The organism is Hymenobacter rigui (genome assembly GCF_003944715.1).
In the GTDB taxonomy this organism is placed as follows: Bacteria; Bacteroidota; Bacteroidia; order Cytophagales; family Hymenobacteraceae; genus Hymenobacter; species Hymenobacter rigui.
In genome coordinates this window covers 181,357-199,144 of sequence record NZ_RWIT01000001.1, presented here as the reverse complement: position 1 = coordinate 199,144, position 17,788 = coordinate 181,357, and the positions used below count along the sequence as shown (strand labels likewise).

Annotated in this window: 17 protein-coding genes and 1 tRNA gene; 8 read left to right on the top strand and 10 right to left on the bottom strand. The window is 59.3% G+C overall.

What is annotated here, in order from left to right; all coding sequences use genetic code 11:
• Positions 1-44 precede the first annotated feature (44 nt).
• Positions 45-647, top strand: coding sequence for a DUF4136 domain-containing protein (locus tag EI291_RS00830; protein ID WP_125417370.1), 603 nt, complete (start codon positions 45-47; stop codon positions 645-647).
• 101 nt (positions 648-748) lie between these two features.
• Here EI291_RS00830 and lipA read toward each other — a convergent pair whose 3' ends face one another.
• Positions 749-1,651, bottom strand: a complete 903-nt coding sequence (gene lipA / locus EI291_RS00825) for a lipoyl synthase (RefSeq protein WP_394343370.1) — start codon at positions 1,649-1,651, stop codon at positions 749-751.
• A gap of 192 nt (positions 1,652-1,843) precedes the next feature.
• Positions 1,844-2,641, bottom strand: coding sequence for a hypothetical protein (locus EI291_RS00820; RefSeq protein ID WP_125417369.1), 798 nt, complete (start codon positions 2,639-2,641; stop codon positions 1,844-1,846).
• Positions 2,642-2,760: 119 nt separating this feature from the next.
• Here EI291_RS00820 and EI291_RS00815 point away from each other — a divergent pair, with 119 nt between their 5' ends.
• Positions 2,761-3,168, top strand: coding sequence for an OsmC family protein (locus EI291_RS00815; RefSeq protein WP_125417368.1), 408 nt, complete (start codon positions 2,761-2,763; stop codon positions 3,166-3,168).
• 80 nt (positions 3,169-3,248) lie between these two features.
• Here EI291_RS00815 and ytxJ read toward each other — a convergent pair whose 3' ends face one another.
• From ytxJ to EI291_RS00795, 4 genes are all read right to left on the bottom strand, one after another.
• Entirely contained in the window at positions 3,249-3,593 is a 345-nt protein-coding gene (gene ytxJ, locus EI291_RS00810) for a bacillithiol system redox-active protein YtxJ (protein ID WP_125417367.1), read from the bottom strand.
• 23 nt (positions 3,594-3,616) lie between these two features.
• The gene (locus tag EI291_RS00805; protein ID WP_125417366.1) at positions 3,617-3,946 is read right to left on the bottom strand and encodes a hypothetical protein; all 330 of its coding nucleotides are present in this window, start codon (positions 3,944-3,946) and stop codon (positions 3,617-3,619) included.
• A 68-nt stretch (positions 3,947-4,014) separates the two neighbouring features.
• The gene (locus EI291_RS00800) at positions 4,015-4,329 is read right to left on the bottom strand and encodes a hypothetical protein (protein WP_125417365.1); all 315 of its coding nucleotides are present in this window, start codon (positions 4,327-4,329) and stop codon (positions 4,015-4,017) included.
• 173 nt (positions 4,330-4,502) lie between these two features.
• Complete coding sequence (locus EI291_RS00795) at positions 4,503-6,512, bottom strand: alpha-ketoacid dehydrogenase subunit alpha/beta (protein WP_125418221.1); 2,010 nt, start codon at positions 6,510-6,512, stop codon at positions 4,503-4,505.
• A 140-nt stretch (positions 6,513-6,652) separates the two neighbouring features.
• Here EI291_RS00795 and EI291_RS00790 point away from each other — a divergent pair, with 140 nt between their 5' ends.
• Together EI291_RS00790 and EI291_RS00785 are read left to right on the top strand one after the other, a co-directional pair.
• Positions 6,653-9,304, top strand: coding sequence for a SusC/RagA family TonB-linked outer membrane protein (locus EI291_RS00790; protein WP_125417364.1), 2,652 nt, complete (start codon positions 6,653-6,655; stop codon positions 9,302-9,304).
• A gap of 106 nt (positions 9,305-9,410) precedes the next feature.
• Positions 9,411-10,685: a M16 family metallopeptidase gene (locus EI291_RS00785; protein WP_125417363.1), complete on the top strand. Its 1,275-nt coding sequence runs from the start codon at positions 9,411-9,413 to the stop codon at positions 10,683-10,685.
• Between the two features lie 89 nt (positions 10,686-10,774).
• Here the strand turns inward: EI291_RS00785 and EI291_RS00780 are convergent, their stop codons facing one another.
• The 3 genes from EI291_RS00780 to EI291_RS00770 form a co-directional block, all read right to left on the bottom strand.
• Entirely contained in the window at positions 10,775-11,446 is a 672-nt protein-coding gene (locus EI291_RS00780; RefSeq protein ID WP_125417362.1) for a hypothetical protein, read from the bottom strand.
• Between the two features lie 199 nt (positions 11,447-11,645).
• Complete coding sequence (locus EI291_RS00775; protein WP_125417361.1) at positions 11,646-11,993, bottom strand: hypothetical protein; 348 nt, start codon at positions 11,991-11,993, stop codon at positions 11,646-11,648.
• A 114-nt stretch (positions 11,994-12,107) separates the two neighbouring features.
• Positions 12,108-12,662, bottom strand: coding sequence for a hypothetical protein (locus EI291_RS00770; protein ID WP_125417360.1), 555 nt, complete (start codon positions 12,660-12,662; stop codon positions 12,108-12,110).
• Between the two features lie 266 nt (positions 12,663-12,928).
• Between EI291_RS00770 and pheS the strand changes: the two genes are divergently transcribed.
• The 4 genes from pheS to EI291_RS22700 all read left to right on the top strand — a co-directional run bounded on the left by pheS (position 12,929) and on the right by EI291_RS22700 (position 15,346).
• On the top strand, positions 12,929-13,966 hold the full coding sequence (pheS, locus tag EI291_RS00765; RefSeq protein ID WP_125418219.1) for a phenylalanine--tRNA ligase subunit alpha: 1,038 nt from the start codon (positions 12,929-12,931) through the stop codon (positions 13,964-13,966).
• Between the two features lie 139 nt (positions 13,967-14,105).
• Positions 14,106-14,546, top strand: a complete 441-nt coding sequence (locus EI291_RS00760) for a Rieske (2Fe-2S) protein (RefSeq protein WP_148103358.1) — start codon at positions 14,106-14,108, stop codon at positions 14,544-14,546.
• 96 nt (positions 14,547-14,642) lie between these two features.
• Positions 14,643-14,716, top strand: a tRNA-Asn gene (locus tag EI291_RS00755).
• Between the two features lie 453 nt (positions 14,717-15,169).
• Positions 15,170-15,346, top strand: a complete 177-nt coding sequence (locus EI291_RS22700; protein ID WP_170172444.1) for a hypothetical protein — start codon at positions 15,170-15,172, stop codon at positions 15,344-15,346.
• A gap of 87 nt (positions 15,347-15,433) precedes the next feature.
• On the opposite strand, the gene EI291_RS00750 is transcribed toward EI291_RS22700, so the two are convergent.
• On the bottom strand, positions 15,434-17,761 hold the full coding sequence (locus EI291_RS00750) for a T9SS type A sorting domain-containing protein (RefSeq protein ID WP_125417358.1): 2,328 nt from the start codon (positions 17,759-17,761) through the stop codon (positions 15,434-15,436).
• Positions 17,762-17,788 lie beyond the last annotated feature (27 nt).

The window sequence follows — 17,788 nt, the reverse complement described above, 5'->3', positions numbered from 1 at the left end:
CTACGTATGAATGAGCGGCCTCTTCACCCTGATACTCTGCCTATATGAACCGCATTTTTCGTTTTCTGACCCGTCCGGTGGCAGTTTCACTCCTGACCCTGGGTGTGCTGCTGGGTGCCAGCAGCTGCGCAACTACCTCCCGGGTGGGGGTAACCGCCGATTTTGATCATTCTGTGAATTTCCGCGCCTACAAAACCTGGGCATGGTACCCAAAACAAACTGTTGATACGGAGGGCGGCCCGGCTAAAGGCTACGAATCGTTTCTGGACAAGCGTATCCGAACCGCCGTAGAGCAGCAACTAGCCCAAAAAGGGCTGACGTATTCTGAGAAGAATCCGGACCTATATGTAGCTTATAGTGCCCGCGTGGAGGATAAACAGCGCGCCACCGGCTCACCCTACGGCCCGTTTGGCTACCCTTACTACAGCTACGGATGGTACAACCGCGGCTTCAATCAAGGCGTAGTCGATTACAAAGCCGGCACGGTAATCCTGGATTTCGTGGACGTACAGCGTAAAGAGCTGGCATGGCGTGGCCAAGGCCAGGCGCAGGTAGATCAGCAAACCATTTCAGAAGCTGAGGTGCAGCGCATTGTCACCAGCATTTTGGGCAACTACCCTCCTGGCGCTGAGCAGGCCCGGCGCTAAGCATTGGGCAGTTGCAGCAGTTTGCGGCCAGTATACTACAATCAAAAAGCCCGCTTCCATGGAAGCGGGCTTTTTGTTGAAACCCAGATATGGGCAACCGATTAAATCGGCACGTTTACGTGACGCTCGGCGTGGTAGCTGGAACGTACCAGCGGGCCGCTTTCCACGTACTTCAGGCCACGGCGCAGGCCTTCTTCTTTGTAATGTGCGAAGAGGTCGGGGTGAATGAACTCCGCTACTTCGATGTGGCGCTTGGTAGGCTGCAGGTACTGGCCGAGGGTCAGAATATCAAGGCCGTTGGCTACGAGGTCATCCATGGCCTTGTACATCTCCTCCTTGGTTTCACCCAGACCCAGCATAATACCCGATTTGGTGCGCTTGCCGGCTTCCTTGGTCCGCCGGATCTGCTCCAGGCTCCGGTCGTACTTGGCCTGAGGGCGCACGAGGCGGTAGAGGCTGCCCACCGTTTCCATGTTGTGCGATACTACTTCCTGGCCACCGGCAATCATGGTATCCAGCGCGGCCCAGTTGGCTTTCACGTCCGGAATCAGGGTTTCGATGGTGGTGCTGGGGCTGAGCTGCTTGGTTTGCACCACAGTTTCATACCACACGCTGGCACCCCGGTCCTTTAGCTCGTCGCGGTTTACGCTGGTAATTACCGCGTGCTTCACCCCCATCAGCTGAATGGCTTCGGCTACACGGCGGGGCTCATCCAGGTCGTACTCATTGGGGCGGCCAGTGGCCACGGCGCAGAATGAGCAGGAGCGCGTGCACACGTTACCCAGAATCATGAAGGTAGCCGTACCAGCACCCCAGCACTCCCCCATGTTGGGGCAGTTGCCGCTTTCACAAATGGTATGCAGCTTATGTTCATCCACCAAGCGGCGGACATTGGCGTAGGCAGGTCCCACGGGCAGCTTCACGCGCAGCCAATCAGGCTTGCGCGGTTTGGCGGGGGCCGCTGGGGCCGCCGCTTCGGGCTGAATGATGGGCAGAGTCAGCAACAGTTCATCCATGCTGCAAAGGTAAGGGGAATGCGTGGGGGAAAATTCTATTGGTAAGACAATTCCAACCGGCCAGAGGTTTCCACGGGTATTCATGCCCCGGTAACCTACCTGCTACACTCGAAAGCAGGAACGCCCGAACGACGAAAAGTCTGTTCAGGCGTTCCTGCTTTTCTATAAGAAAGAATGTAGTTAGTTACGGGTTCCTATGTACACCGTGAGGTACACGGAAGGCATAAACCGGTCGTTCAGCGACTCGTCTGACACACCCGCTACCCGAATAATGGGCGGCGCTTTGGTATAGGCTTCCACCATAGCTCCTACCTCCACGCCGGCTACGGCGTCGCGGTAACGGCCATACTCGAAGCTGAGTGCCCCCCGGATGTGGGCTCCTACCTGAATATTGGTTTCACCTACCCCGGAAAACAGCGGCGCGCGGTCCACAATGGCACCCAGGTTCCGATGGATCATGGGGTCGTACTGCTCATTCCGGATATCGGTGGCCGGCGCGTTAGGGTTGGAAGTCCGGTCGGAGTAATCGTAGCTGATGTAATACGGCATCACCAGGCCAATGGAAGGGCCGGCACTCAGCAGCCCGTTCACCTGCACCCCGGAGTCGGGAGCTTTGCGAAAAATTACCCGCTGTACCCCTACGGATGGACGCACCACAAACAGGTAGTTGCTTTTGCCGTACACAATTACCCCACCGTAGTTAGTCGGAATTTTCTGCTCCTTGGGATGCTTCACTTCTACCAGATCAAGGCTCCAGAACCGGGCCCAGTCCTGGTTAAGCAGGCGGGTAGAGCGCACGGTAGCGCCCCCTATCAGGCCACCCCGCGTGTTGAAGTTGACTCCGTACACAAACTCCTTGCGGTAGGAAGGCTCATCGGTGCTGGAAGCCAGCGTTTGGGTTTGCTGAGCCTGGGCATGGGAAACTATGCCCGCCGTGGCCAATAGCAGGCTGCTGCCGAAAACAAGCGAAGTACGCACGGGTTTAAACGGAATAGAAAGGCAGTGGAGAAAACGCCGGCTCAGCAGCTTCCGGCCGCCAACCCTATCGAAAGTACGTAAATTTACCCGCATACCCTGGTTCTAATTTCGACACGTTTATGAGTACAGCCACCGCCTGCTACGCCGGCCATCTGCGCACCGAAGCCACCCACGTGGCCTCCGGCAATACCATCCTCACCGATGCCCCCGTGGACAACCACGGCCGGGGTGAGGCCTTCTCTCCTACCGACCTGGTTAGCGCCGCGCTGGGCTCCTGCATGATGACCATTATGGGCATTGTGGCGGAGCGACACGGCGTAGATCTGCAGGGCGTAAGCTGGGATGTAACCAAACACATGCTGGCGGAACCGCGCCGCATCGGGCAGATTGATGTGACGTTCCGGATGCCCGCTGCCCTCCCGGAGAAAGAGCGAACTATCCTCGAAAACGCCGCCCGAACCTGCCCGGTAGCGCTTAGCCTGAACCCGGAAATCCGGCAGGAAGTTCGGTTTGAGTATAGTGCTTAGCTAGTTGTCAGTTGCTGGTTGTCAGTTGTTAGTGCTTAGTAAAACAGCCAGACAACTAACAACCAGCAACCGACAACTAATTACGCGCCGATAACTTCCTTCACCTCACTGAGCTTAATAGCCATGTGCGAGGAGTCGAGGGTGCATTCGCCGTTCTGGATGAGCAACAGCTGCGGCGACTCGTGGTGTACGCTGAATTTCTGGGCTATTTCCTGAGAAATGGGCCGGAAGCGCAGCAAATCCAGGTAATAGATTTTGGCGTTTTCGAGGCCGGCATCAGCCCACTGCCGCTCCACCTTGCCTTTGGCCATGGCGCTGATGGAACAGGTGGTACTATGCTTGAAAATGATAACCGGCTGCTCGAACGATTCGCGGACGATATCGTTGAGTTGCTCCGATTGGGTGAGGGGTTGCCAGGGTGCCATATATGAGAGGAGTTCGGTGAAATTTATTGCGCGCCAGCGGCGTCGCGCTTCTTCCGCAGACGCAAATTGATGCGGGATGGTTCGCTTACGCGGGGCGTGCCGTCCCGGTCGAAGCGGTAACTGGCCTGACCGGGTGGAGGTGCCAGCACTTCCTGCTTGCCGCCGCCCTGATGCTTCAGCTCGGCTTTAGTCACAGTCAGGTGCGAATCCTTGTACTTGGCATTGAATTTCTCAGCATCCCGCAGGGCCTTGCGGTTGGCCGCCCGCTGTTGGGCCGGACTGGTAGCTTCCAGCTGGGCCCACGCGGGAGTAGCGGCCAACGCCAGCAGCAGACTGAATAACAGGTAGCGCATAGGAAGATACGGGGTAAAACGGTGGGAGACGGGAGAACAGATAACAGACCGCATAACGGCCAAACAGTTTAAAACGGCAGCGTAATCCCCAGGATTTTCCGCTGTCCTACTTTATGCTTGAGGCGGCGGCGCTCCATTTTGGGCTTCTTAAGCAAACCGTTCTTATCGTAGCTGTTTTTCTGCGTTTTCACGGCTTCCTTCTCTACGTCCAGCGCCCGTCCGTCGGCTGATTCGTTGTCGGAATTTTTGGCCTTTTTCACTTTCGGCTGCGGTGGGCCCTGAGGGTTCGGAATCCGGTAGCTATGGCAGGCCGGCATGGCCAGCAGCAGCACGGCCGCTACCAGCAGCAAAGGCAGGTGGCGAAAAAGACCGGAGAGTTTCATGTAATGGGAATTCGGCTGAGCAGCAGTTACAGCTGGCAAATTACGGAACAGAAGCCAGTAAGCTGATAGCGCGCAACTCCGCTTCGCGCACAAGCGAAAGTAGAGTTGCGCGAATAGAGCAGTACCAGGATACTCGCCTTTGGCTCGTGCGCGGAGCGGAGCTGCGCGCTGCGTTAGTAGCTGCGCAACTTTTCAATGGCTTCACGCAGGCGCTGCTGGGGCAGGAACTGCTTTTCCAGCGAGGGCGCAAAGGGCACGGCCGTATCCAGGGAGGCTACGCGCAGAATGGGCGCATCGAGGCTGCGGAAGCAGTGCTCGGCAATCCAGGCCCCGATTTCGCCGGCCAGGCCGCCGGTGAGGGTGTCTTCGTGCAGCAGAATCACGCGGCCGTTTTTCTCCACCGTTTGGCGCACGGCGTCCTCATCCCAGGGCAGCAGGGTGCGCAGGTCCAGAATATCAGCATCCACGCCCAGCTCCTGCACGGCGGCCAACGCCCAGTGTACGCCCGCGCCGTAGGTGATAATGCTCATTTCCTGTCCTTCCCGCACCAGCGCAGCTTTCCCGATGGGCGTGGTGTAGTAGGCATCGGGCACGGGGGCGGAGATGCTGCGGTAGAGCAGCTTATGCTCGAAGTACATCACCGGGTTGGGATCCTCAAAGGCGGCGCAGAGCAGGCCTTTGGCATCCACGGGGTTGCTGGGGAATACCACTTTCAGGCCGGGCGTATGGGTAAACCAGGCCTCGTTGCTTTGCGAGTGGAACGGGCCGGCGGCGGTACCGGCGCCGGTGGGCATGCGCACCACCACGTCGGCGTTCTGGCCCCAGCGGTAGTGGCTCTTGGCCAGGTTGTTCACAATCTGGTTGAAGCCGCAGGTCACGAAATCGGCAAACTGCATTTCTACCATGGCTTTCTTACCCTTGATGCTCAGGCCCAGGCCCGCACCTACAATGGCCGATTCGCAGAGGGGCGTGTTGCGCACCCGACCCTTACCGAACTGCGCCACGAAGCCATCGGTAATCTTGAACACGCCGCCGTACTCGGCAATATCCTGACCCATGAGAACCAGGTCGGGGTAGCGCTCCATGCTCTGGCGCAGCCCGTCGGAAATGGCATCGACGTAGCGTTTGTCGGTAGTGCTTAGTGCCTGATGCTTGGTGCTTAGGTCGTTCGGACTAAGCACTAAGCACTCATCACTAGGCACAAAACTGCGGTACATGTCGCCGACTTCCTGCTCCAGGCTGGCGGTGGGCATGGGCTCGGCGTCGGCCAGGCGCAGGCCTTCTTCGATTTCGCGCTTGATGGTTTCGCGGAAGCGCATGCGGGCTTCTTCGTCCAGAATCCCTTCCTGCAGGAGCCACTTCTCGTAGTTCTCCACCGGGTCTTTCTGGGCCCACTGCTCAAACAGCTCCTGGGGCACGTACTTGGTGCCGCTGGCTTCCTCATGGCCGCGCATGCGGAAGGTGAGGGCCTCCAGCAGCACGGGGCGGGGGTTCTGGCGCAGGTCCTCGGCCAGGCGGCGCACGGTGTCGTACACTTCCAGCACGTTGTTGCCATCTACCTGCACGGCTTCCATGCCGTAGGCGGGGCCTTTGTCCACGAAGTAGCGGAAGCGGAACTGCTCGTTGCTGGGCGTGCTGAGGCCGTAGCCGTTGTTTTCAATGATGAAGATGACCGGCAGCTGCCACACGGCCGCCACGTTCAGGGCCTCGTGAAAGTCGCCCTCCGAAGCGCCGCCGTCGCCGCTGTAAGTGACAGTTACTTTGGGGCGGTCCTCCAGCGTATCGGCCAAGGCAATGCCGCCGGCCACGGCCAGCTGCGGCCCCAGGTGCGAAATCATGCCCACGATGTGGTGCTCGTTGGTGCCGAAGTGGAACGACCTATCCCGGCCCTTGCTGAAGCCGTGGGTTTTGCCCTGCCACTGTGCAAACAGCCGGTCGAGGGGCACGTTGCGGCCCGTGAACACGCCCAGGTTGCGGTGCAGGGGCAGAATGTACTCGTCGGCATCCAGAGCCAGGGTGCTGCCCACCGAAATAGCCTCCTGCCCGATGCCCGAAAACCACTTGCTCACTTTGCCCTGGCGGAGCAGAATAAGCATTTTCTCCTCAATCATGCGCGGCTTGAGCAGGTGCTGGTAGAGGTGGAGCAGGGTGTCGTTCGAGTAGTCCTTGCGGTCGAAGTGCATCGGGAAGTGGCTGAGTTTGGTGGGTGGGGCCAAAAGTACGGGTTTGGGCCGGATGGGAAATTATAGCCGCCGGTTTGTGGAATCGGCAGGCACGCGGCATCTATCTTCGGGGCCCGATTCCCTCCCCTATCCTAATCCGCATGATTCGACTCTACTCCCTCGGCCTGTTGCTGCCGCTATCTATCCCCGCCTTGGCCCAACAGCCCGATACCCTAATCCTGCACCGGGTGGGAGTGGCGGTACAACCGGACAGTCTGCCATCTATTAATTACCCAATACTGTCAGGAATATTAAGCTGCTCAATTGCTGGTGTTCCTATTAAACCTTACTATTTCACGCCCTTACTCCCCCTCCAAGAGCAGCTCCGCCAGGTAGCCGGGGTGCAGGCCACGCCGTATTCGGGGGCCCCGGGGGCACAGGTGGCGGTGCGGATCCGGGGGGCGGCCAGTTTGGCCAGCAACGCGCAGCCACTGTACGTGGTGGATGGAGTGCCGGTGTTTCAGAATACGTTCCGGGTAAACACCACCAATATGCTGGGCGCACTGGTACCGGCTGAGGTGCAGGAGCTGGACAACAACCCACTGATGAGCATCCCCAGTGAGGATATTACCAGCGTAGAGGTGCTGAAAGGGGCCTACGAAACCGCCCTGTACGGCTCCCAGGGCCTTAATGGGGTCATCCGCATCACCACTAAGCGGGGCAACACCGGCAAGCCGCGCCTGCGCTACACCGGCTACGGCGGAGTGCAGCAGGCCCGGAACCGCTACGAGCTGCTGGACGCGCAGGAGTATGGCGCTTTGCGCAACGAGGTGGCGGAGCGCCGGAACCAGCCGGTCCCTTACACGCCAGCTCAGCTGGCTGCTTTCGGCAAAGGCACCGACTGGCAGGATGAGCTGCTGCGCACGGCCGCCGTGCAGGAACACCACCTGGGCCTCTCAGGCGGCACGGCCACCACCCGCTACTACGCGGCCGCCGACTACCTGAACCAGCAGGGCGTGGTGCTGACCTCACGGCTGCGCCGCTACGCCGCCCGCGCCGCCCTCAACCAGCAACTCAGCCAGCATCTGCACCTGGAGGCCACCGGCAGCTTCGCCCAAACGGAGCAACGGATTCCGGCCTATTACGCGCTGCCAAACGCCTTACTCACGCCGCCCACGCAGTCCACGACGGATAATCCCCGGCCCGGCTACTACGTGAACCCCCTCGACCTGGCCCGGCAGAGTTACCAGGCCCCGGCGCAGCAGCGGCTACTGGCTCAGCTGGGCGTGCGCTACGAATTGACGCCTGGGCTGACGCTGGATGTACGCGGCAGTCTGGAACAGGCTACCCTGCGCAGCCGCTCCTACCAGCCGGCTTTCGCCACCATGCCGGCCGGCGAAAACGGCAACCTTACGCTCACCTATCGTCAGTTGTTTCTGAACCCGGCCCTGCGCTACGCTCACAGCTTCGGGGGCGAGCGGCACGCCGTCACGGCCTCGCTGGAAGCCCAGCGCCAGGACCGCAACACCACCGCCGAGCAAGCTACCTACACACCAGGCGCGGGGGGCATGGGGGGCAACGGCAGCCGGGAGCAATACCAACTGAACTTCTACCAGCTCACGGCGGGCTACACGTTTGATGAGCGGTATCAGGTGCGCGGCTCCCTGCGCCGCGACGGGTCGAGCACCTTTACCTCACAGGACCGATGGAGCTGGCTGCCCGGCGCCCAGGTGCTGTGGCATGCCGCCAAAGAAAACTTCTGGAACACGGCTCCGGCCCGGCTGGATGCGTGGGTAGGCTGGGGCCGCACCTCAGGAGCGGGCAACCAGGGGCGTAATTTCCTGCAACTGCCCGTCCCGACTGGGGCGGGAGTGGGCCAGACGCTACCCATATTTCTGCCCGAGCTGACGCAGCAGTTGGATGCGGGGGTAGAGGCGGATTTGTTCAACAATCATCTTACCCTCACGGCGCAGGCCTATGCCCGCCGCACCACCAGCACCTTTTACGTGCCCAGCAGCACCCTGCCCGCCGCAGGCACCACCCAGGATACTTACCTGCGCAACCGGGGCCTGGAGCTTACCGCCCGGAGCAGCTGGCAGGCCGGTAAGCTGCAAGGCAGCAGCCAGCTGGCCGCCGCACTCAACCGCAACCGGTACGAGTCGAATACAACCATCTTCTACTCCTCTCCCTACCACCGCACCCTCGACGGACAGCCGATAGGCACCTTTTACGGGCTTCGGAATCAGGGCCTCGACGCCACCGGCAACCTGCGCTATCAGGATGTAAATGGAGACGGCCAGTTTAATTTCCTGGATCAGCAGCCGTTGGGTAGCGGCCTGCCCCGGCAGCTACTAAGCTTCAGTCAGCAACTCACGCTGGGCCGGTTTGAGGCCCAGCTGCAGGCCGATGGCATGTTCGGGTACCAGGTGTACAACACGTCTTTGCAGGCGCTGGATGCCACCGGTGGCTTCACCAACTCGTCCAGCCGGGTACTCAGCCGCTGGACGCCCGCCAATACCGCAACCGAGGTGCCGGTGGCCGGTACCAATCTGCCGGTATTCAGCAGCTATACGCTGCAGTCGGGCAACCACGTGCGGCTATCGGCCCTCACCGTCAGCTACCGGGTATGGGAGAAGGAAGCTCGCAACGTGCAACTCTGGACCAGCGGCCTGAACCTGCTGGTGCTCTCCAAGTACTGGGGCTACGACCCCAACGTCAGCTCCGCCGGCTCCGACAACCAACAGGCCGGCTTGGATGCTGGGGCGTATCCGGTGGCGCGCACGTTTCTGGTGGGCGTGCGGGCCACCTTGTAGCCGGGCCTGCGTATAGCGGCTGCCGGTGGCCGGAAACTTCTGTTTTAGGCGGCCGGTTGTGTACTTTGCCGACCCGTTCGGCCGTTCCCTTCCCGATTTTCCCCGCATGATTCACTTCGAAGAATTCACACTTGCCAATGGCCTGCGCTGCATTGTGCACGAAGACCACAGCACGCCCATGGCGGTGCTCAATGTGCTTTATAACGTAGGCTCGCGCGACGAAGACCCGGCCCACACCGGCTTTGCCCACCTGTTCGAGCACCTGATGTTTTCGGGCTCCGTGAACATCCCGAGCTACGACGAGCCGCTGCAGCTGGTGGGCGGCGAGAACAATGCCTTCACCTCCCCCGACATCACCAATTATTACCTCACCCTACCGGCGGCCAACCTGGAAACGGGTTTCTGGCTGGAATCGGATCGGATGCTGAACCTGGCCTTCTCCGAGAACGGGCTGGAAGTGCAGCGCAAGGTGGTGGTAGAGGAGTTCAAGCAGAACTACCTGAACCAGCCCTACGGCGACGTGTGGCTGAAGCTGCGCCCTTTGGCCTACCAGCACCACCCCTACCAGTGGGCCACCATCGGCAAGGAGGTAGCGCATATTGAAGACGCCACTATGCAGCAGGTGCGCGACTTTTTCAGCAAGCACTACTCGCCCGCCAACGCCATTCTGGTAGTGGCCGGCGACGTGACCGTAGCTGAAGCCCAACGGCTGGCCGAGAAGTGGTTCGGCCCCATTCCCGGTGGCACCCGCTACGAGCGGAACCTCACGCCGGAGCCCCGCCAGCAGGAAGCCCGCCGCCTCGAAGTAACAGCCGACGTACCCATGTCGGCCCTCTACAAAGTGTACCACATGCCCGGCCGGGGCGAAGCCGCCTACCATGCCGCCGATTTGCTGTCGGACGTGCTAGGCCGGGGCAAATCGAGCCGCCTCTACCAGCAGTTGGTGAAGGAGCGGCCGTTGTTCAACTCGCTGTCGGCTTCCGTGATGGGGTCGTTCGAGCCGGGTCTGCTGGTGGTCAGCGGCAAGCTGAACGCGGGCGTAACGCTGGAAGAGGCCGATGCCGCCGTTGAGGCCGTATTGGCCGACATCAGCACCACCGAAATTCCGGCGGAGGAACTGGAGAAAGTGAAGAATCAGGCTGAAGTCAGCATCGTGTTCAGCGAGATTGAACTGCTGAACCGGGCCATGAACCTGGCCTTCAGCAAACTCCTCGGCGACGCCAACCTGGTGAATCAGGAAAGTGCTAAGGTGCAGGCCGTAACGCCCGCGCAGGTGCTGGCCGCAGCTCAGGATATTCTGCGCCCAACCAACTGCAGCACCCTGTATTATCGGGCGGAACCCGTAACGGAATCTGTAGTCGCCGAAGTGGAACCAGCGTAACAGCAAGACCACATAAAACACAGAAAAGCCCGTCCGGAATACCGGACGGGCTTTCTTATAACTAAGCGTCAAGAAGCGCGGAGGAAAACTTACCAGCCGCTGCCGCCGCTGCCCCAGCCATCATCGGCTGTTTTCTTAGGCGCGGCTTTCTTTACCGGAGCAGCCGTTGCTTTTTTGGTAGCCGTAGCCCCGCCAGCCTTCGTGCCAGCCGAAGCACCGGCGGCACCGGAGGCTTTCGGAGCGGCTACCGGCTCAGCGGCCACCGGGGCGGGCTCGGGCTCAGGTGCCACAATGGGAGCAGGTGCCGGAGTTGGCGGCACTGGGTCGGAAGCTCGCACCGAGCGCCGGATGTACGGTGCCAACGGGCGGCCACGGTAGTCAGTGGTTACCCGGCGCGAAGGCGCGGCCGTGAAACCAGGAGCCAGACTGGCTCCGATGGGCTGTTCCTGCGCAACTGGCGCAGATGCAGCGGCGGCACCACCGCCGGCGGCAGCGCCACTGGCACCCCACTCACCACCAGCGGGAGCGGCGGCAGGGGCTGCGGCAGGAGCAGTTGGCGCAGTAGTGGGAGCTACGGCCGTTTTGGGGGCTGCAGCTTTGGTAGCAGTGGTAGTGGCCTTTTTGGCTGCAGGCTTGGCAGCCGGGGCACCCCAGCCGTCCGATGAGCCCCAGCCATCATCGGCCTTTTTCTTCTGTGCTGCCGCAGGAGCAGCTATCAGTACGCCACCCAGGAGCAGCAGCGGGAGGATTTGTCGAGTCATTGGAACAGAATAATAAGCAGCTTCTTACCGCAAAGGTACGGCACCCCGCGCGGGCCTAAAACCCCCGCAATACTTTTTGCCCAAACGCAGCCACAGTCAGTAAGTTCCCCCTGCGCCGTCGAATCAGGCAACCCAAACATAATCTGCTAGTTACAGGCCCAGAATGCGTAACGTCGGCACCGGCTTTTTTATTGCATTTTTACGGCCGACGCGCCGTTTTACCGGCACTTGCCGCATCACTCGCCGACATGGTAGTGGCGCTGGTAGTTTTGGCAGGTTTTTTCTTCAGCGGCCGGCCCATATAATCGGTGGTGGGAGGACTGGGCATATTGAGCCGCAGACCGGGTGCCAGCCTCAGGTTTTCCTCGTCGCGGCGGTTGCTCCGGTCGTGGCGCGCATAGGCTCCGGCACGAGCCTTTGTGCGCGGGTTGCTGGTACTATGGTAGGCAGCCTTGGTGCGAGCCGCAGGTTTGGTTTGCCGGGCCGCATCCGCAGCACCAAGCCAGAGCAGCGCGGGCAACACCAGTATAAATAAACGGGTTTTCATGAGCAGATGCGCTAAGTGGTTCAACCATACGACCTTGCTTCTGCTACATACGACAACTGCCCGGCCACGGCTGTACCGGACGGGCAGTTATTTTATTTCTTCAACTGACGCCGCTTACCAACCAGACGCTACGGTGGTGTTGTCTGACGCTGATTGGGCGGCTACAGTAGCAGTGGCCGCTGGTTTGCGTAGCGGGCGGCCATTGTAGTCAGTGCTCACAGTACGGTAAGGTGCGGTGTTCATGCCGGGGGCCAGCATTACGCCCGACGACTGCATCATGGGGTCATCCTGGGCTACTTCCACGGAGCGCGGACGTTTGGATTTTGCTTTTGCCACGGGTCGGCCATTGTAGTCGGTGCTGGTGCCCCGGTAGGGCGAGGAACTCATGCCCGGCGCTACCAGCACCCCCGAGGACTGCATCATGGGGTCAACAGCAGTATCAGCGGTAGTAGCCACCGGCGTTTCGGCACCGGGTACATCCCAGCCCGAAACCGGCTCGGCGGGCGCATTATCACCCCAACCCCAGTCAGCATCGGCAGGCCGGCTGGCAGGGGCTACACTGGTGTTTACCGCTTTTTTAGGGGCGGCTTTTTTGATCGTCTGGGCCTGAGCCTGGGGCGCACTGAAGAAGGCGGCAGCAACAGCTGCGGCGAAGAGAAACCGTTTCATCGGAAGGCAGGTCGAAAAGTGGATACTGAGCCCGCGGCGACCCGGCTGATTGCCGGGAATTACTGACGGGTGGCGCCCCACGTACAGTGCTGTATGCCGCTTCTGTTCTCGTCCATTGCAGCAACCGTACCAATTTTCTTAACGGCCCGTTGCCGCGGATATAAACCACTCAACAACTGCCGGAAACCGTGTTTTTCACTCCCGAAATACTCTGCCGTGCGTAATCATTTATCAACAATCCGTAATCGGCCTACCTTTGTGGTATGATGCAGGATACTATTGCCCGCGTGCGGGCAGAAATTGCCGCCTACGACCTCACCACGGCCGAACAGCTCGACCAGTTTCGTATTGCCTACACCGGCCGCAAAGGCCAACTGGCCGACCTCTTCGACCAGCTCAAAACGGTACCGCAGGAAGAGCGTCGCGCCGTAGGGCAGGAGCTCAATCAGCTCAAGCAGCTGGCGCAGGCCCGTTTCGAGGAGCGCCAGCAGGAACTGGAGGCCGCCAGCGCCAACGCCCCCGCCGACCCCACCTTCGACTACACCCTGCCCACCGTGCCACAGGCCCTGGGCACCCGTCACCCGCTGAGCCTGGTGCGCGAGGAAATTGTGCGGATTCTGGCCCGTATCGGGTTTAACGTGGCCGAAGGACCCGAAATCGAGGACGACTGGCACAACTTCACCGCCCTCAACTTCCCCGAAAACCACCCCGCCCGCGACATGCAGGACACGTTTTTCGTGCGCCGGGAGCCGGGCGAGGCCGAGTGGGTGCTGCGCACGCACACCAGCCCCGTGCAGGTGCGGGTGATGAAGTCGCAGCAGCCGCCCATCCGGAGCATTATGCCGGGCCGCGTGTACCGCAACGAAGCCATTTCGGCCCGCGCCCACATGATGTTTCATCAGGTTGAAGCCCTGTTCGTGGATGAAAACGTGAGCTTCGCCGACCTCAAACAGACGGTGTATTACTTTGTACAGGAGCTGTTCGGCAACGATATGCAGGTGCGGTTTCGTCCGTCGTTCTTTCCCTTCACCGAGCCCTCTGCCGAAATTGACATTACCTGCCTGATCTGCAAAGGCAAGGGCTGCAACATCTGCAAAGGCACCGGCTGGGTTGAAATCGGGGGTTGCGGCATGGTAGACCCCGCCGTGCTGGAGCAATCCGGCATCGACCCGGAACGGTACTCGGGCTACGCCTGGGGCATGGGTATTGAGCGCATCACCATGCTCAAGTACCAGATCAAGGACCTGCGTCTCTTCACCGAAAACGATACCCGCTTCCTGCGTCAGTTCGAAGGCGTACAGTAAACCCCTGAGTTACGTAACTAAGCAGGCCGCTCTTCAGAATCCCGTTCTGGAAAGCGGCCTGCTTAGCATATTGTGGTAACTCCTCGCGCACTTTCTGCACGTGCAGTTCGTTTCCCATTTACCTTACTCTTCTGCTGCAATGGGCTTATTCTTTTCTCGTATCGGACTCTGGTTACTTGTTTTGGGGGGTGCTACGCTCGTTGTCAGCGCCTGCTCATCAACCAACGATACCCAACCGCAGATTCCGTTGGCCGCGGTGAATGAGGTGCTGTTCTTGACTGATCAACAGAACAGCAACCTGCGCTTCGACAATGGCGCGGTGTATATCAAGGGCGGCGTGCGAGGCATTATAGTAGTCCGGCAGAATGCCAGCTCCTACTTGGCTTTCGAGCGGAATTGCCCCTACCAACCTCTCGATACCTGTGCCCGGGTGAAGATTGACCCATTTCTGCGCCTGTACGACCCCTGTTGCAATTCCCAGTTCAGCCTACAGGGGCAGCCACAAAGTGGCCCCGCTACCCGGCCGCTTCGCCAATATGCCGCTTATCTTTCCGGCAACACTTTGACAATCACGAACTAGAGAAATTGTTAAAAAAATTTCAAAACACATGTTTGCAGCTTCCGAAAGTTTGCCCTAATATTGCACCAGCAACGGCAAAACACCGCCGCCATAACCGCTTCCTTAGCTCAGCCGGTTAGAGCATCTGACTGTTAATCAGAGGGTCCCTGGTTCGAGCCCAGGAGGGAGCGCTAAGAAACCCTACGACGAGCTGACTATCAGCTTGTCGTAGGGTTTTTCTTTTTCTGTAGTGCAGTTGGCGGAACGCTGTTCAATAGGTGCTCCTGTAGCCGGAGATTTTTCTGATTCTTTGTACAAAAAACTTCTGTTGCCAGTTGCCGGTGCAACTAAATTCAGCGTGAAATTGTGGCATGCTTACGGCGAGTTACCACGTAAAAGGAAGATCGGAGTATACCGCCCCTCTTCTGCTTCAACTGGGAATGGACATTTCTCCCTTCTGACATCCCATAACCACCTACCGGGCAAAGCGGTGGGCCTTGGTTGAATAGTTGCACCTCTGGTTAGCCAGTGCGGAATAGCTGGCTGAACAGGCCTGAGATGATGGCATCAACCTTTTACAGGGAAGCAGAGTACACAACAGCATCCCCCGGATAGTCCGGCCCACCGTTTTTACTCTCTCCGCCATGAACACCTTCCGCTTCCCAACTATTGCTGCCTTGCTGGTTCTGCTCACCTTCAGCCTAAGCAGCTGCGACGCCATTGCCACTGTTTTTAAAGCCGGTGCCTGGACGGGCATTGTAGGTGTGTTCCTGATAGTACTGCTAATCTGGTTTGTTGTAAGCCGCTTCCGCCGTCCGTAATCTGGCACGTACAAGCTACCCCTCATAATACAAAACGGCCCCTCACCAACTGGTGCGGGGCCGTTTTGTATTAGTACCGGAATGCGGTTATTCCTTGAGTAGGCGAAGCGTTTTGGGGCCCTGTGCCGTGCGGTAGCGTACTAGGTATATACCGCTAGGCTGCTGCTGCAGGTCGATGCGGCCATCGGCCCCCACAGTTTGCACGCGGGAGCCTATCACGCTGAGCACCTCGGCCTGTATCACACTGCCCGGTTGCTGAACTACCAGCTGATAGAGGCCGGTTCCGGGGTTGGGCTGTACCCAGGCCAGCGCGGCCTCTCCCGTACCATTTACTGCCACCACCGCTGAAAACGCCTCCGCTCCGTCGGTATCCACCTGCCGCAGCCGGTAATAGGTTACGGCGGCGGGAGCCTGTGTATCCGTGTACTGGTAGCGGTGGGCATTGTTGCTGGTACCGTGGCCGGCTACCGTACCAATGGCCTCAAAATCCTGGCCGGTGCGGCTGCGCTCTACCACGAAGTGACGGTTATTAAGTTCCTGAGCCGTTTCCCAGCTACTCACTACGCCCGTGCCGCTCCGTTGCGCCGAGAAGCTTACCAGCTGCACCGGTAGCGGCCCGCCATTGCGGGAAGAAACTACGAAGGGCGAGAAGCTGGTAATGCCGGAGCGGCTCATGCGGTAGCTGCCGGTAATAGAGCCCGCCGTAGCGGCCGTCGCAGCGACCCGGTCGAAATACGGTTGTGGTGAGGTGAGATAGTGCCCCACGTAGGCTTTGGTGCGGTCGAAGGCGGGAGAGCCAGTAGCTTCATCGGCAGTATTCCATTGCAGGCCCATCGTCACGTTGGCATTACCTTTCACCTCCTCACTTATCAGCCAGGTTTTATCTACGCCCTGGCTAGCCGATATGGCCGTGCCCTGCGCGTTGTCATTGGCATCGTAGCGGCTATAGATGCCGTTCTGCACGCGTACTCCGAACACATCCTCGTTGCGGGCAGTAGTACTATTGGGCTGTTGCAGGTAAGCAGGCGTGTAGCTGGTGGCTGAGCTACCCACGGGGTATACCACATCAACGCCACTGTTCTGCACGGCCTGGCGCAGGCGGCCGGTACCATTCGTAACCACAAAGGCAGAGCTGCCGTAATTGCTCAGCCCGCCGCCCCGCAGAATGGTGGCATCGTAATTACCCAGAGTAAGATTGGTATTAGAGTTCAGGTTAACCTGCCCACTTACCAGCACTGCGCCTCCCAGCGTTTTAGCGCCGCCATCGGCCAGCGTTAGGTTGCCGTAGCTGGTGGCCGGAATGGTGTGCGCCAGGCCATTACCGCTGAAGATGACCGTGCTGGTGGGGTCCAGGTAACCCAGTTTAACATTCTTCAGGTCCGTGCGCTGAATTTCCAGTGTTGAGCCGGCGGCTACCTCAATTATACCTTCAACTGTTTTGTTGGAATTATCAATCAGCAGGCGGGAAGGCGTAACGCCGTTACCCACTATAATTTTGGAGTTGGCGCCACTTACAATCCAGGCATTGCCCTGCTGTACACGGTTGGCGGTGGCAGTGCCCTGTACATAAAACGTCTGGTTTGCGGAGGTGAAATCCGAGGGCCTGGTTCCGGAACCATCGGTGGAAGTACCCCAGCTGTTGTTTTTGTCCAAATCCCCGCTGGTGGCAGAGTAAAATACGTTCGTCTGGGGAGAAATGACCACATCATCCATACTTAGCCCGTTGCCATTGGTGCCGGTATTGAACGTGTACGACCACCGTAGCATAATCTCTTCACCTACCGCCAGGTTAATATCCTGCAGCGTAGCTTTCATTACCCGCCGGTTGGTGGAGGAATTGCCGTCACGCGGCGCAATAACGGTAGTGGTTGAAGGAGCCTGCACGTCCAGCGTCGTCAGCGGCGTCCAGGTTCCGGTGATATTTGACGTTATGGCACTGGCAGACCGCTGGTAGTGGAATTTCACCATGGCAGCGCCGTTGTTTCCGGAGTTGTACCATTGCTCCATGGCGTACTGCACTTCCAGGTTCTTGATAACCTTCGAGCTGCTGTTTTTCAGCCGAATACCAATGTAGCCGATACCGTTGGCAACGGTGGTGGAAGCAATACCTCCCAGCGCCCGATCGGTGCTGCCAGCATAGCCGAAGTGATACCAGAAGGCTGCGGTGTTGCTACCGTCGTTGGCTGGAATAGGCCCGAACGCAGAGGCTGCCTGTTCAACCGTAGGCGCGGTATCAAACGTGAAGGTGGCGTATACGCCCGGTAGCGTTGTGCCATTCGTGAAGGTCTGGTTGCCAGTCAGCGTATTGAAATCCTGCGTGTACGGCCCCAGGTTAGTATCCGTGAAAACGTATTGGGCCTGCGCGACCGAAGTTCCCAGCAGCAAGCCGAGAGCAACAAGGTAAAGTTTGTTCATAGGGAAGAGTAGGTAAGAAAATCGAGG

Coding starts and splice junctions, on each gene's coding strand:
- EI291_RS00785 (WP_125417363.1), top strand. CDS start 9,411: ATGATTCACTTCGAAGAATTCACACTTGCCAATGGCCTGCGCTGCATT.
- EI291_RS00750 (WP_125417358.1), bottom strand. CDS start 17,761: ATGAACAAACTTTACCTTGTTGCTCTCGGCTTGCTGCTGGGAACTTCG.
- EI291_RS00770 (WP_125417360.1), bottom strand. CDS start 12,662: ATGAAACGGTTTCTCTTCGCCGCAGCTGTTGCTGCCGCCTTCTTCAGT.
- EI291_RS00830 (WP_125417370.1), top strand. CDS start 45: ATGAACCGCATTTTTCGTTTTCTGACCCGTCCGGTGGCAGTTTCACTC.
- EI291_RS00775 (WP_125417361.1), bottom strand. CDS start 11,993: ATGAAAACCCGTTTATTTATACTGGTGTTGCCCGCGCTGCTCTGGCTT.
- pheS (WP_125418219.1), top strand. CDS start 12,929: ATGCAGGATACTATTGCCCGCGTGCGGGCAGAAATTGCCGCCTACGAC.
- EI291_RS00780 (WP_125417362.1), bottom strand. CDS start 11,446: ATGACTCGACAAATCCTCCCGCTGCTGCTCCTGGGTGGCGTACTGATA.
- EI291_RS00805 (WP_125417366.1), bottom strand. CDS start 3,946: ATGCGCTACCTGTTATTCAGTCTGCTGCTGGCGTTGGCCGCTACTCCC.
- EI291_RS00790 (WP_125417364.1), top strand. CDS start 6,653: ATGATTCGACTCTACTCCCTCGGCCTGTTGCTGCCGCTATCTATCCCC.
- EI291_RS22700 (WP_170172444.1), top strand. CDS start 15,170: ATGAACACCTTCCGCTTCCCAACTATTGCTGCCTTGCTGGTTCTGCTC.
- EI291_RS00795 (WP_125418221.1), bottom strand. CDS start 6,512: ATGCACTTCGACCGCAAGGACTACTCGAACGACACCCTGCTCCACCTC.
- EI291_RS00800 (WP_125417365.1), bottom strand. CDS start 4,329: ATGAAACTCTCCGGTCTTTTTCGCCACCTGCCTTTGCTGCTGGTAGCG.
- ytxJ (WP_125417367.1), bottom strand. CDS start 3,593: ATGGCACCCTGGCAACCCCTCACCCAATCGGAGCAACTCAACGATATC.
- EI291_RS00815 (WP_125417368.1), top strand. CDS start 2,761: ATGAGTACAGCCACCGCCTGCTACGCCGGCCATCTGCGCACCGAAGCC.
- EI291_RS00760 (WP_148103358.1), top strand. CDS start 14,106: ATGGGCTTATTCTTTTCTCGTATCGGACTCTGGTTACTTGTTTTGGGG.